10 protein-coding genes and 4 tRNA genes are annotated in these 12,640 nt (G+C 37.0%); 1 reads left to right on the top strand and 13 read right to left on the bottom strand.

Annotated features, from left to right (window positions below; translation table 11 throughout):
* Nucleotides 1–184: 184 nt before the first annotated feature.
* A complete protein-coding gene (locus GFJ36_RS00775; protein ID WP_087984974.1) occupies nucleotides 185–691 on the top strand; it encodes a DoxX family membrane protein in 507 nt (168 codons plus the stop codon).
* 71 nt (nucleotides 692–762) lie between these two features.
* Here the strand turns inward: GFJ36_RS00775 and GFJ36_RS00770 are convergent, their stop codons facing one another.
* The 13 genes from GFJ36_RS00770 to GFJ36_RS00710 all read right to left on the bottom strand — a co-directional run bounded on the left by GFJ36_RS00770 (nucleotide 763) and on the right by GFJ36_RS00710 (nucleotide 12,548).
* Nucleotides 763–1,329 carry a DUF4256 domain-containing protein gene (locus tag GFJ36_RS00770; protein WP_088061681.1) on the bottom strand — a complete coding sequence of 189 codons (567 nt, stop codon included), beginning with the start codon at nucleotides 1,327–1,329 and terminating at the stop codon, nucleotides 763–765.
* 117 nt (nucleotides 1,330–1,446) lie between these two features.
* Entirely contained in the window at nucleotides 1,447–3,411 is a 1,965-nt protein-coding gene (locus GFJ36_RS00765; protein WP_098230809.1) for a S9 family peptidase, read from the bottom strand.
* Between the two features lie 269 nt (nucleotides 3,412–3,680).
* Complete coding sequence (gene glmS / locus GFJ36_RS00760; RefSeq protein WP_098230812.1) at nucleotides 3,681–5,483, bottom strand: glutamine--fructose-6-phosphate transaminase (isomerizing); 1,803 nt, start codon at nucleotides 5,481–5,483, stop codon at nucleotides 3,681–3,683.
* Between the two features lie 12 nt (nucleotides 5,484–5,495).
* On the bottom strand, nucleotides 5,496–5,681 hold the full coding sequence (locus tag GFJ36_RS00755; RefSeq protein ID WP_033659100.1) for a hypothetical protein: 186 nt from the start codon (nucleotides 5,679–5,681) through the stop codon (nucleotides 5,496–5,498).
* Nucleotides 5,682–5,967: 286 nt separating this feature from the next.
* Nucleotides 5,968–7,314 (bottom strand): phosphoglucosamine mutase, encoded by a 1,347-nt coding sequence (gene glmM / locus GFJ36_RS00750; RefSeq protein WP_098230814.1) that lies wholly within the window; start codon nucleotides 7,312–7,314, stop codon nucleotides 5,968–5,970.
* A complete protein-coding gene (locus GFJ36_RS00745) occupies nucleotides 7,307–8,806 on the bottom strand; it encodes a CdaR family protein (protein WP_098230817.1) in 1,500 nt (499 codons plus the stop codon). The genes glmM and GFJ36_RS00745 overlap by 8 nt, the downstream gene beginning before the upstream one ends.
* Nucleotides 8,799–9,620, bottom strand: a complete 822-nt coding sequence (gene cdaA, locus GFJ36_RS00740; RefSeq protein WP_097907823.1) for a diadenylate cyclase CdaA — start codon at nucleotides 9,618–9,620, stop codon at nucleotides 8,799–8,801. Before cdaA ends, GFJ36_RS00745 begins: the two co-directional genes overlap by 8 nt.
* Before the next feature lie 249 nt (nucleotides 9,621–9,869).
* Entirely contained in the window at nucleotides 9,870–10,763 is an 894-nt protein-coding gene (rocF, locus tag GFJ36_RS00735) for an arginase (RefSeq protein ID WP_088061671.1), read from the bottom strand.
* Between the two features lie 209 nt (nucleotides 10,764–10,972).
* Nucleotides 10,973–12,118, bottom strand: coding sequence for a glycerate kinase (locus GFJ36_RS00730; RefSeq protein ID WP_097907824.1), 1,146 nt, complete (start codon nucleotides 12,116–12,118; stop codon nucleotides 10,973–10,975).
* Nucleotides 12,119–12,234: 116 nt separating this feature from the next.
* Nucleotides 12,235–12,306: transfer RNA gene (locus GFJ36_RS00725), tRNA-Ala, on the bottom strand.
* Between the two features lie 10 nt (nucleotides 12,307–12,316).
* Nucleotides 12,317–12,388, bottom strand: a tRNA-Gly gene (locus tag GFJ36_RS00720).
* A gap of 5 nt (nucleotides 12,389–12,393) precedes the next feature.
* A tRNA-Lys gene (locus GFJ36_RS00715) sits at nucleotides 12,394–12,469 on the bottom strand.
* Nucleotides 12,470–12,473: 4 nt separating this feature from the next.
* A tRNA-Gln gene (locus tag GFJ36_RS00710) sits at nucleotides 12,474–12,548 on the bottom strand.
* Nucleotides 12,549–12,640: the final 92 nt, after the last annotated feature.

Below are 12,640 nucleotides of genomic sequence, written 5' to 3'. Positions count from 1 at the left end.
CTATGGGAGCTACATATTTTAGTGAAGAGCTCCCTTCATGAATTGTTCACCCTCCAAACAATTCATTTACAAATACTTTATGTACAAATGAAAAATCATAATTTTTGTTCACACTTTATCCATTGTGAATCTTTTCACAATGGATATATAATAAACATGTAAATAAAATATTGGAGGGATTTCAATGGTTATCAATTTTTTAAGAACTGATAAACGTGCTGCTTTCATATTATTATTTTTAAGATTTTACATAGGATATGCATGGCTCACTGCTGGGATAGGTAAAGTTTTCGGACAATCTTTTGATGCAAGTGGTTTTCTAAAGGGCGCTATTGCTCAGGCATCAGGTGATCACCCTGCCGTACAAAGTTGGTGGGCAGATTTCCTTCAACACTTTGTTCTTCCAAACGCAGACCTATTTAGCTTTTTAGTTCAATGGGGAGAAATTTTAGTAGGTCTAGGTTTAATTTTAGGTGGATTAACAAAAACTGCTGCATTCTTTGGAATTATAATGAATCTTTCATTTTTACTAAGTGGAACTGTTAGTGTAAACCCAAATCTGCTTATTTTAACTATGTTCATTTTAGTTGCAGGTCATAACGCTGGACGTATTGGATTAGATGGCTATGTTTTCCCTAAACTTTTCCGTAAAAACAACCATGAAACATATAAGTTAAGTAAAACTGCGTAGTAACCGTTTACTTTTAAAATATAAATAAAAAAAAGAGCCTAAGTATAGGCTCTTTTCTACTTACTCCAAATTTAAACTCTTAACGAACCACGAAATCCTCTAGCAGCATAGTAGGAATCTGCTCCATTGTGGTACACAAAAACGTGTCCAAATCGATAATCGCAAAATAGAGCACCACCGAGTTCTCGAATATCTGAAGGCGTTTGTACCCAGCTTGATGATTTCATATCGAAATCCCCAAGCTGTTGCAACTCTCGATATTGTTCTTCCGTTAATAATTCAATGCCCATAGCAGTTGCCACATCAATAACGTTATTTTCTGGTTTATGTTTTTTTCTTGACTCTAACGCTTCAAGATCATAGCAAAGGCTTCTGCGCCCTTTAGGACTCTCCTTTGAACAATCACAGAAAGTATACTCGTCCTTCTCTTCATCATAAGCAACAATATCCGGCTCACCGCCAGTTACTTCCATTTCATAAATTGACCATAATTTTTCAGTATTAGTAGCCAGCTTCACTTCAACTTTATCCCATTCAAGACCTTCATGGCGGTTCATGTTTTTCTCAAAACGAGCTTGTAATACTTTTAATAGTTCTTCACGTTGTTCTACAGATAACTCATTTTTATTCTCTGTCATATTAGTCCTCCGAATTCCGTTCCCTATAATCATTTAAATCTTCTCAATAATGGTTTGCATACAGTTTACAACAATCTGATACAATTGCACAACGAAAAATCCCTGTGCGGATATCCATTATATAGTACGAAAATCTTTCATGCTTTCTCCAAGAATATAGTGTGAAAACCACATCAAGTTCTGCTTCATAATAGCCACATTCATTCCTGGCTGATTCGAACTATATGCCATTCCTTTAAATATAATTAACTCCGTATCAACTTCCATATCTCTTAACCCTTCATATAGCTCATATGCATTTGTAATTGGAATTCTTACATCCTTTTCCCCATGTTGAATTAAGGTAGGCGTACAGGCTGATTTAATATATGTCATTGGTGATGTTTTCTTATATACCTCTGGATCATTCCATGGAGTATTTCCTAAATACATGCTAATAAAGTAAGGGATATCTGTATTTACATAATGGGTACTCCAGTTCGTAATGCCGCCCCCAACTGAAATAGCTTTAAATCTACTGCTACATGTAGAACAGAAAGCTGATATATATCCTCCGTTACTCCATCCCATAACCCCTACTCTCTCTTTATCTACAATCCCTTTTTCAACTAGTGCATCCACTCCAGATATAACATCATCATAATCAGCAAGTCCTTGTTTTCTATAGTTTGCTTTTAAAAATTCATTACCATAACCAGAACTTCCTCTATAGTTTGGCTCTAAAACGATAAAGCCTTTGTCGATAAACTGTTCAATCGGATATTTCTCATTAAAACAGTCTGAAAATATCGGAAAGGACGCCCAATTCGGACCACCATGGATTACTACTAATAAGGGATATTTTTTATTTGCGTCAAACTCTACTGGGGTTGATAAAACTCCTTCTATTTCCAGTCCATCACTACTTTTCCATGAGATGATTTCTCTGTTACTTTTAAGCCTTCCTTCGAAAAAGCTATTTTCATTTGTTACTTTTTTATCATCCAAATAGATTTCAAAGGTTTCATTTGTTATAGCCTTATTATAGGTTATATGATTGCCATCCCTTGTTATAGAGGCATCCATTATAAAGCCATCTACTTTTTCGCTTAACATTTCCACAGTGCCATCCTCACATAGCAATCCAATACGATAATTCGTTTTATCCTGCCATCTAATTAAAATCCCTTTAGCTGTCCACTGTAATGGCATAACCGTACTATCAAAATTTGTTAAAGGTTGAATTACCTCTCCAGTATTCATATCATATATCTCTAATGTATTATCTTGTATATGATTTCTATAGTAATCCTTCTCTCTTATGCTTGCTGCGTAACATATTTTATCTTCCTCAGGAGAAAAGCAGACGCTCGCTCCTAACAACTTATCTATATTCATCTTTTGTAGTTCCCCAGCTCTAACATCTAATATATATATATCACCATTCATATAATCGTTTAAGCTTGGTGTAGCCATACATACAACCTTTTTCCCATCATTTGAAATATCAAAGTTATGTATATAAAAATCCTTACCATTCGTTAGTTGATAAATACCGCTAACTTTCCGTTCCTGTTTATCATTTTGTATCACTTTTTCTATTTCAACGTAGTATAAACAATTATTCCGATGTTCCTTACCTACATGGTGAAAATCTCCATATAGTCCCTTACGTTTCTTTATTTCCTCACATTCTTTTGACTGTGCAATATAATAAAAACCTTTACCAGTAGGCTCCCATTTGAATGTATTAACTCCTTCCTTCTCATCCGTAATTTGAACCTCACTACCACCTTCTATTGATTTTACAAAGATCTGATTTGTATTAGCCCCCTCACCGCTTGGGCTAAGGTATGCAATGCTCTTGGAATCTGGAGACCATAATGGATGTATACTATCTATATCCCCATTTGTTAGTGGGTAACTCTGCCCTTTATCTGCTTCATATATCCATACATGATTTCTATACGTATTATCTTCCCAGTTAGCGCTCTTCTTAACAAATGCTACGTTTTCGCCATCATCACTTATGTTTGCACTTGATAAGACCGGTAATGAAATAATCTCTTCTATACTTAAATATGTTTTTGCTTTCACTTTCATATAATAAGCCCCCTTGTAATGTCCATGAATCTATTGTCTCTTCTTGTCGTAATAAAGGAAATTGTTCACGAATACTTAAAATGATAACGGAAAATTCAGATAAATAAAAGTGAATCTGATAAAGTTAAAATTTAATCTATAGGGTTCTATCCACTTACCAATTTTAGATGTTCTTTTTCAGCACAAAAATACCCCTTTAGATAAAATATCTAAAGGGGTACAAATTCGTAAATTTATTTTAAAGCTATATTTATTAACCTACCAATCTCCTACTCAACAGTAACAGACTTAGCTAAGTTACGTGGCTTATCAACGTCACACTCGCGGTGAAGTGCTGCATAGTATGAAATAAGTTGGAATGGAATAACTGCTACTAGCGGTGCTAATGCTTCGTGTACAGCTGGTAATACGAAGCTGTCACCTTCCATTTCTAAGCCTTTCATTGAGATGATACATGGGTTTGCTCCGCGTGCTACTACTTCTTTCACGTTACCACGAATTCCAAGGTTTACGTGCTCTTGTGTAGCAAGTGCGATAACTGGTGTACCATTTTCAATTAAGGCGATTGTACCGTGTTTTAATTCTCCTCCAGCAAATCCTTCTGCTTGGATGTAAGAGATTTCTTTTAGCTTTAACGCACCTTCTAATCCTACGTAGAAATCTACGCTACGTCCGATGAAGAAACAGTTACGAGTTGTTGCTAAAAATTGTTTTGCTAATGCGTCCATTTCTTCTTTTTGATCACAAAGTTCTATCATCGCATTTGCTACAAGTCCTAATTCGTGTGTTAAATCAAAATCAAGAACTTCGCCTTTCGCTTTAGCAATGTCCGCAGCTAAAATTGAAAGTACCGCAAGCTGTGCTGTGTAAGCTTTCGTTGATGCAACTGCGATTTCTGGTCCCGCGTATAACGGAAGTGTATAATCAGCTTCACGAGAAAGTGTAGAACCAGGTACGTTTGTAATCGTTAATGCTTTATGACCCATTTCATTCGTTTGTACAAGTACTGCACGGCTATCAGCTGTTTCACCACTTTGTGAAATGTAAATGAAGAATGGTCTCTCTGTTAATAATGGCATATTATAAGAGAATTCACTTGCTACATGCACTTCAACTGGCATTTTTGCAAACTTCTCGATAAATTGTTTTCCAACAAGACCTGCATGATAACTTGTTCCACATGCAATGATGTAAATACGATCGCTATCTAAAATCGCATTGCGGATGTCTGCATTCAGTTCAATCTCGCCATTTTCATCTTGATACTTTTGAATTATATTACGGATTACAAGTGGTTGCTCATCGATTTCTTTAAGCATGAAATGAGGGTATGTTCCTTTTTCAATATCACTTGCGTCTAATTCCGCTGTAAACGGTGCACGTTCAATCGTTTCACCTTGTAAGTTTTTAATTGTAATACTTTCTTTCGTTACGATTACGATTTCTTTATCCATTAACTCAATAAATTGATCTGTAACTTGTAACATCGCCATAGCGTCGCTCGCCACAACATTAAAGTTGTCACCAACACCTACTAATAGCGGGCTTTTGTTTTTAGCAACATAAATCATGTTTGGATTTTCAGCATCAAGTAATCCGATTGCATAAGAGCCATGTAAAAGAGATAGCGTATTACGGAACGCTTCTTCTACACTTAGTCCTGTGCTCACTTGTTGTTCCATAAGCTGTACGATAATCTCTGTATCAGTTTCACTTACGAACGTTACATCTTGTAAATATTCTTTTTTCACTAATTCATAGTTTTCAATTACACCGTTATGAACTAGTGTAAAGCGTTTTGATGTACTTTGATGCGGATGCGCGTTTACTTTGCTTGGAACACCATGTGTAGCCCAGCGTGTGTGACCGATCCCCACGCTTGCTGCTACGCTCTCATCTACGATTTCGCGAAGTTTTGCAATACGACCTTTTTCTTTGTATACAACAACACCGTTACCTGTTTGTACTGCAATACCTGCTGAATCATATCCACGATATTCTAGCTTTTCTAAACCTTTTAATAAAATTTCCTTTGCATCTTGCTCTCCAATAAATCCTACGATTCCACACATGTTTAGTCGCCGTTACAAATGCTTACATTGCTCTGCGAACATGTAACGACATAGTCCGATACCATTTTTATTTATACTAAAAAACGGATTACATATTGCTAGCCCTGTAAGCTTGTAACGGCTTTCACCTTCCTCTCGATTGGGTTTAAGTCCGTATATACTTATACAGCTAGTTTTCATCCGTTCCTTTTCTCTCATCACACTTTCACCTTTGTCCACTAAGTCACCTTAATGATTTAAGTAAAAGCTTGCGGTTGTGATGAACAACCGGGAGTCATCCGCCGAAATCTCGATAAACTCCACCTCGTCAACTACACTACTTGTAGTTCTGGCGCTTCTATAATTTACAATATTTCCTTTGAGAAAAAGAACAAGACCATCTTATAACAAACATGGATAAACCGTCAATGAAATTTTTTTCATCGTCTATAAAACATATGAAAAAGGAGCACTTTTTGTGCTCCTTTTCAATAAATTTATCGAATTATTCAGCGCCAACTTCAGTTTTCACAACTTCTACAATGCGATGTACATATGCGTCACACACTTCTTGTGTTGGTGCTTCTGCCATTACACGAATAAGTGGCTCTGTTCCAGATGGACGAACAAGAATGCGGCCATCACCGTTCATTTCTTCCTCTACAACACGAATAACTTCTTTAATTTTTTCATTTTCTAATGCTAGTTTTTTATCTGTTACACGAACGTTTACTAGTAATTGTGGGAATTTTGTCATCTCACCTGCAAGCTCAGATAATGGTTTTTTCGTCATTTTCATGATGTTTACCAGTTGAAGTGCACTTAACATTCCATCACCAGTTGTAATGTAATCAAGTAAGATAATATGACCCGATTGTTCTCCACCTAAGTTGTAACCACCACGCTTCATCTCTTCCATTACGTAACGGTCACCAACTGCTGTTTTATCACTTGTGATATTGTTAGCTTCAAGTGCTTTGTAGAAACCTAAGTTACTCATAACAGTTGAAACGACTGTATTATGCTTTAGTTGACCAGTTTCTTTCATGTACTTCGCACAAATAAACATAATTTGATCGCCATCAACGATGTTTCCTTTTTCATCTACAGCGATTAAACGGTCACCATCACCATCAAAGGCAAGACCGATATCAGCGCCTTTATCTTTTACTAATTTAGCTAATACTTCTGGATGCGTAGAACCTACTCCATCGTTAATGTTCATGCCGTTTGGTGAAGTTCCCATTGTTGAAATATCAGCCTCTAAATCCGCGAATAAGTATGGAGCTAAAGAAGACGTAGCACCATGCGCACAATCTAAAGCGATATGTAAACCAGAGAAATCTTCCTCTACAGTTTGTTTAATATATTGTAAATATTTTTGTCCGCCTTCAAAATAATCACTCACTTGTCCAAGATTCGTACCTGTTGGACGTGGTAGTTCATCAACTTCTTTGTCTAATAAAGCTTCGATTTCTGCTTCTTGCTCATCTGTTAATTTAAAACCGTCTGAACCGAAGAATTTGATTCCGTTATCCTGTACTGGATTATGAGATGCAGAAATCATAACACCTGCTTGTGCATCTAACGCTTTTGTTAAATAAGCAACACCTGGTGTAGAAATAACGCCAAGGCGCATTACTTCTGCTCCAGTTGATAATAGACCTGCTACTAAAGCTCCTTCTAACATATGTCCTGATATACGTGTATCACGGCCGATAATTACTTTTGGACGATCTGTATCTTTTGTTAATACATAACCACCAAAACGTCCAATTTTGAACGCTAATTCAGGTGTTAACTCCTGGTTCGCAACCCCGCGTACTCCATCTGTACCAAAATATTTACCCATTATGATTCGCTCCTTTTTCTGGCTCTTTTTGATTATCTACTGTTGGCTCTTGACTAGTTTCTTTTGTTGGCTCTTGACTAGTTTCTTTTTCTTTTTCTTTTTCTTTATTTTGTTCCTGTTCCGTGTCAGGCTTAGGTTCAGTTTCAGGATTTTTTGGTTTTTCAGTTTGATTATCTTGGTTATTATTTGAATCTGGTTTTTCACCGTTACCCTGTACTTCTTTGTCTGGATTTTCTTTCTTCACAATTGTGACTTTAGCACTTTTTTGCTTTGGCTCTATGGAAATATTACCAGGACCGCTCACTTGAATAGAAACATCCTTCGTCCCCGGAGATACATTTTGCAGATTAATGGCTGCTGTTATTTGAGCAGCTGTTATTTTATCTACTATACTTGTTTCTCCTGAAATATCAACGCTTATCTTCCCATCTTGCGGCGAAAGTAGCTGGGCCGTAACATCTTTAGAAAGTCCATTTTTTTGAACTGATATACCATCAATCGTTCTTGTTTTCGTTTGTTTTGTTTTTTGCACTCCTACCGAAACCTTCACTTGATTCGGTTTTGCACTTGTTACACCCTTTGGCAATAAAACAGAGGTATCGAATGTTGTAGACTCTGTCAATTGACTAAGATCTACTTCGACCCCCTCTATCGATTGTATATTATCCAAGATATCTTTTGGACCTGCTATCGTTACTTCTCTCGGCTCAATGCTAATATTTGTAACGGCCAATCCTTCTGGTAAACTCCCCTTTTTCGTATACGCTACAGGAACAGTTTTTTCAGTATTATTGGCCGTAGCTTGCGTCGCCACATTCAATGTTACACTAATTTTAGATGGACTCGTTCTTACATTTAAACGTTTTCCTTCTCTATTGTATAATGTAACTTCGGCTGTTTTTGTAACAGTTTTATTAACACCTTTTAAATCAATATACGCCTTAGCAGATGAAATACTTTCAATTTCTTCTTTCGTCCCAACTACCTCAACAGTATCAGGTTTAATGTTTGATTTTTCGAGAGTAGAACCCGCTGGCATTTGATCCTCATTTGATAATTTTAAGTCTACATGGACGTATTTTCTCGCTTTTTCATGTAGAGTAATTTTAATTGTTGATGGCTGAACTGTTCCTTTCACATCATCTGGAAGCCCGTTCGTTTTCAAAGAAACTTCATAAGTTCCTTTTTCGCTATCTCTCAAATCAACTGGTATATCAAATTGTTTTTTCGCTTTTGCTGTAGCAACTGCTGCTTTTGGGCCCTCTAACTTCACCTTAACGCCCTCTGACGGAATACCACTTACAATATATTTCTCTTCATCATACTTAAGGTTAATGGCATAATTAGTTAAGGTTTCTTTCGCATCATTTGCGAAAGGCATTATCCCCGATGTCGTATTTTTTTCAGTTAAAGTCGCTGACATAAAAAGCATACACGCCAATAGTAATGAGATCCCTTTTAGAAACCAATGATTCTCCATTAACTTATCCATGACGCTTTCTCCTCCAATTCCATAAAGACGAAGAAGTCGTTTTTTCGTTCACACTAAATTCAGCTAACAACATATCTTTCAGTTGTTCTGTCTTCAAATCACGATGCAACTTACCATTTTTCGTTAAAGAAATTTGGCCAGTTTCTTCCGACACAACTACTGTAATACTATCAGTAACTTCACTAACTCCCATTGCAGCGCGATGCCTAGTTCCTAGTTCCTTAGAGATAAAAGGACTTTCCGATAACGGAAGATAACACGCTGCTGCTTTAATGGTACTTCCTTGCATAATTACTGCTCCATCGTGAAGAGGTGTATTAGGAATGAAAATATTAATGAGTAATTCCGATGATACGTTTGCATTTAGCGGAATACCCGTTTCCACATAATCACCCATACCAGTCTCTTTTGACAAAGTAATTAATGCACCAATTCTACGTTTTCCCATATATTCCGTCGCTTTCGCTATCGCTGTTGCAACGATTTCAGGCTCATCGTCCTCCTGAGTTCCAGTACGCGAAAATAAACTCCCGCGTCCTAGCTGCTCAAGTGCTCTTCGCAATTCTGGCTGGAAAATAATAATAACGGCTAAAAATCCCCACGTTAATACTTGCTCAGTTAGCCAATAAAGCGTATGTAATTCAAGGAAAATACTGATCATCCGAACGACAATAATAACTGTAATCCCTTTTAAAAGTTGAACAGCTTTCGTCCCTCGGATTATGAGAATTAGCTTATATATAATAAACCATACAACGGCAATATCTAATACCGTACTAAGATATTTCAAAATGGTCGTATCTTCAAAAGGCATGCTAACCCTTCCTCCTACTTACGAGCAATTCTATCCATATATTGAAATATTGTTTTATGCTCTATCTGTATGTATTTCCAACAACTAGTTAATTATACCATACATGAAACAAACGACAATTACAAACAACCCTCCTTTAGTCTAAATTGGTAAGATGTCAAACATTATTATCGTACAGTATAATATAAATCATTATTATACGCTTATTTTCAAATAAAAAAAGCAACTTCTCAGTTGCTTTTCTTACATTTATTTTAGTTTTTCACCGAATAAAGAACCCATTAAAGCAACTGCTGTTGTTGCCGTTCTGTTTCGCTCATCTAAAATTGTATTTACTTCAACAAACTCAGCAGATGTAACAATATCAGCTTCCGCTAACATTTCCATTGCTAAATGGCTTTCACGATAAGATAGGCCACCAATTACAGGCGTGCCAACTCCTGGTGCATCATGAGGATCAAGACCATCTAAATCTAATGATAAATGTACACCATCAGTATGAGATAAATAAGCGATTGTTTCTTCCATAACGGCCGTCATACCCATACGATCAATCTCGTGCATCGAGAATACTTTAATACCTTCATTGCGAATAAAGTCTTTTTCTCCTTCATCTAATGCACGTGCACCGATAATGACAACATTCTCTTTTTTCACCTTTGGATATGCCCCGTATAAATCTACAAGCGTTTGATGTCCATACCCTAAACTTGCTGCAAGTGACATGCCATGAATATTTCCAGATGGTGAAGTTTCTTCTGTATTTAAGTCACCATGTGCATCGTACCAAATAACACCTAAATTTTTATAATGTTTCGCAACACCAGCTAATGTACCAATTGCGATACTATGGTCACCACCTAATACAAGTGGAAAACGTCCCTCTTCTATAATATGATCCACCTTACTTGCTAATTCGTTACATACAGTTGCAACTTGTGTAAGGTTTCTTAAGCTTGTATTTACATCTATTTCTTTTTCTCTCTCTATACATATATCTCCCATATCTTTAACGTTATATCCAATTTCTTCAATTCTTTCAATTACGCCTGCATAACGGATTGCACTCGGCCCCATATCTACCCCGCGACGCATCTGTCCTAAATCCATTGGAACTCCAATAACTGAGATTTCTTTTTTCATAGATAGTATCCCCCTTTTATGCCTTCACTAAATATTTTAAATCTTTTATATAGTCTGACTCAACTCGACATTTTTCTGTATGGATATACAAATTATTCACTTGTATTCGCCTTAAAAACCCAATTTCAAGACTATTCTATGTATAAAGTTAACTTAATGAAACAACTACCATCATTATTATTAAATAATAATAAAAAACACTCCTACATTTAGAAGTGTTTTTCTGATGCTATTTTCCATACTGCGGCAATATTCTTTGCTGTCATTTCGATATTCTCTTCCGCTACTTTATATGCCTCTTCTAATGTCATAGGACTCGCTGTAATACTAAATACTGCATCGATTCCTTTTTCATGAACAGCTGGATAATTCGGAGATACAGATCCTCCAATAGCAATGACAGGAATACGAAAATGCTTTGCACGCTCCGCAACACCTACAGGTGCCTTTCCATATGCTGTTTGTTCATCTATTCTCCCTTCGCCAGTTATAATTAAATCTGCTCCTTCTATATGCTTATCAAAATTTGTATAGTCTAATACAATTTCAATTCCTCTCCGCAAGTTTCCCTTTAACACTGCAATAACAGCTGCTCCCATTCCTCCTGCGGCTCCTGCGCCAGGTATTTTAGATACGTCGCAAGATAAGTATTGTTTAAGGATATTCGCATAATGCTTTAAATTCTCATCCAGCTCTTTCATCATCTCTGCATTCGCACCCTTTTGCCTCCCAAATACGAAAGATGCTCCTCTTATTCCAACTAACGGATTATCTACATCACATGCTGCTTCTATCTTTATATGCAGTAAGCGTGAATCCATGCATGAAAAATCAATAGCGACAATCGAATGTAACGTTCCTCCAGATGGCTCTATTACTTCCCCTTTTCCATTTATAAACCTGACCCCTAAAGCTGACAACATACCTGCTCCGCCATCATTTGTAGCACTTCCGCCAAGTCCTAAAATAATGTGCTCAGCTCCTTCGTCTAGCGCATGTAGTATAAGCTCTCCGGTTCCTTTAGTCGTTGTAATAAGTGGGTTTCGCTTTTTAACCGGAACATGTTGTAATCCTGATGCTGCTGCCATTTCAATAAACGCTGTCTTTTTATCTTTAGACATACCGTAAAAGGCTTGTACACGTTCTCTAAGCGGTCCTGTCACATGAAGAGGTATCATTCTTCCATCTGTAGCATCCACAAGTGAATCAACCGTTCCTTCACCTCCATCTCCAATTGGTATTTTTACGTACTCTGCTTTAGGAAAAATTGCTCCAAATCCTCTTTCAATAGCTTCACATACTTTTATAGCTTTTAAGCTTTCTTTATATGAATCAGATGCAATAACAACTTTCACAATTATCCCCCATCCTTTACTTTTACATTTTCTTCATTTTAAACGACAAGTATGAAAGTTGTCTTTTTAAATACAAAAAAAGCTTACATCATATGATGTAAGCTTTTTTATTTAGATGGAGCCAGCGGGATCGAACCGCTGACCTCCTGCGTGCAAGGCAGGCGCTCTCCCAGCTGAGCTAAGGCCCCTTAGTAATAAAGCGGAAGACGGGATTCGAACCCGCGACCCCAACCTTGGCAAGGTTGTATTCTACCACTGAACTACTTCCGCGAAAATGGTGAGCCATGAAGGATTCGAACCTTCGACCCTCTGATTAAAAGTCAGATGCTCTACCAACTGAGCTAATGGCTCTTAATGGCTGGGCTAGCTGGATTCGAACCAGCGCATGACGGAGTCAAAGTCCGTTGCCTTACCGCTTGGCTATAGCCCATTAATATTTACTAGTATGGTTATCTTTTCAAAAAAATAAACCCTCTCAGGTTATTTTAAATAAAATGGTGGAGGGGGGCAGATTCGAACTGC

This window comes from Bacillus sp. EE-W1 (assembly GCF_009760835.1).
GTDB classification, from domain to species: domain Bacteria; phylum Bacillota; class Bacilli; order Bacillales; family Bacillaceae_G; genus Bacillus_A; species Bacillus_A wiedmannii.
The sequence above is the reverse complement of the archived record's forward strand: the minus strand, read 5'-3'. Positions and strand labels throughout refer to the sequence as shown.

What these genes read in the sequence shown, in the direction of transcription:
- GFJ36_RS00775 (WP_087984974.1), top strand. Translation starts at nt 185, where the DNA reads ATGGTTATCAATTTTTTAAGAACTGATAAACGTGCTGCTTTCATATTA.
- GFJ36_RS00770 (WP_088061681.1), bottom strand. Translation starts at nt 1,329, where the DNA reads ATGACAGAGAATAAAAATGAGTTATCTGTAGAACAACGTGAAGAACTA.
- GFJ36_RS00765 (WP_098230809.1), bottom strand. Translation starts at nt 3,411, where the DNA reads ATGAAAGTGAAAGCAAAAACATATTTAAGTATAGAAGAGATTATTTCA.
- glmS (WP_098230812.1), bottom strand. Translation starts at nt 5,483, where the DNA reads ATGTGTGGAATCGTAGGATTTATTGGAGAGCAAGATGCAAAGGAAATT.
- GFJ36_RS00755 (WP_033659100.1), bottom strand. Translation starts at nt 5,681, where the DNA reads ATGAGAGAAAAGGAACGGATGAAAACTAGCTGTATAAGTATATACGGA.
- glmM (WP_098230814.1), bottom strand. Translation starts at nt 7,314, where the DNA reads ATGGGTAAATATTTTGGTACAGATGGAGTACGCGGGGTTGCGAACCAG.
- GFJ36_RS00745 (WP_098230817.1), bottom strand. Translation starts at nt 8,806, where the DNA reads ATGGATAAGTTAATGGAGAATCATTGGTTTCTAAAAGGGATCTCATTA.
- cdaA (WP_097907823.1), bottom strand. Translation starts at nt 9,620, where the DNA reads ATGCCTTTTGAAGATACGACCATTTTGAAATATCTTAGTACGGTATTA.
- rocF (WP_088061671.1), bottom strand. Translation starts at nt 10,763, where the DNA reads ATGAAAAAAGAAATCTCAGTTATTGGAGTTCCAATGGATTTAGGACAG.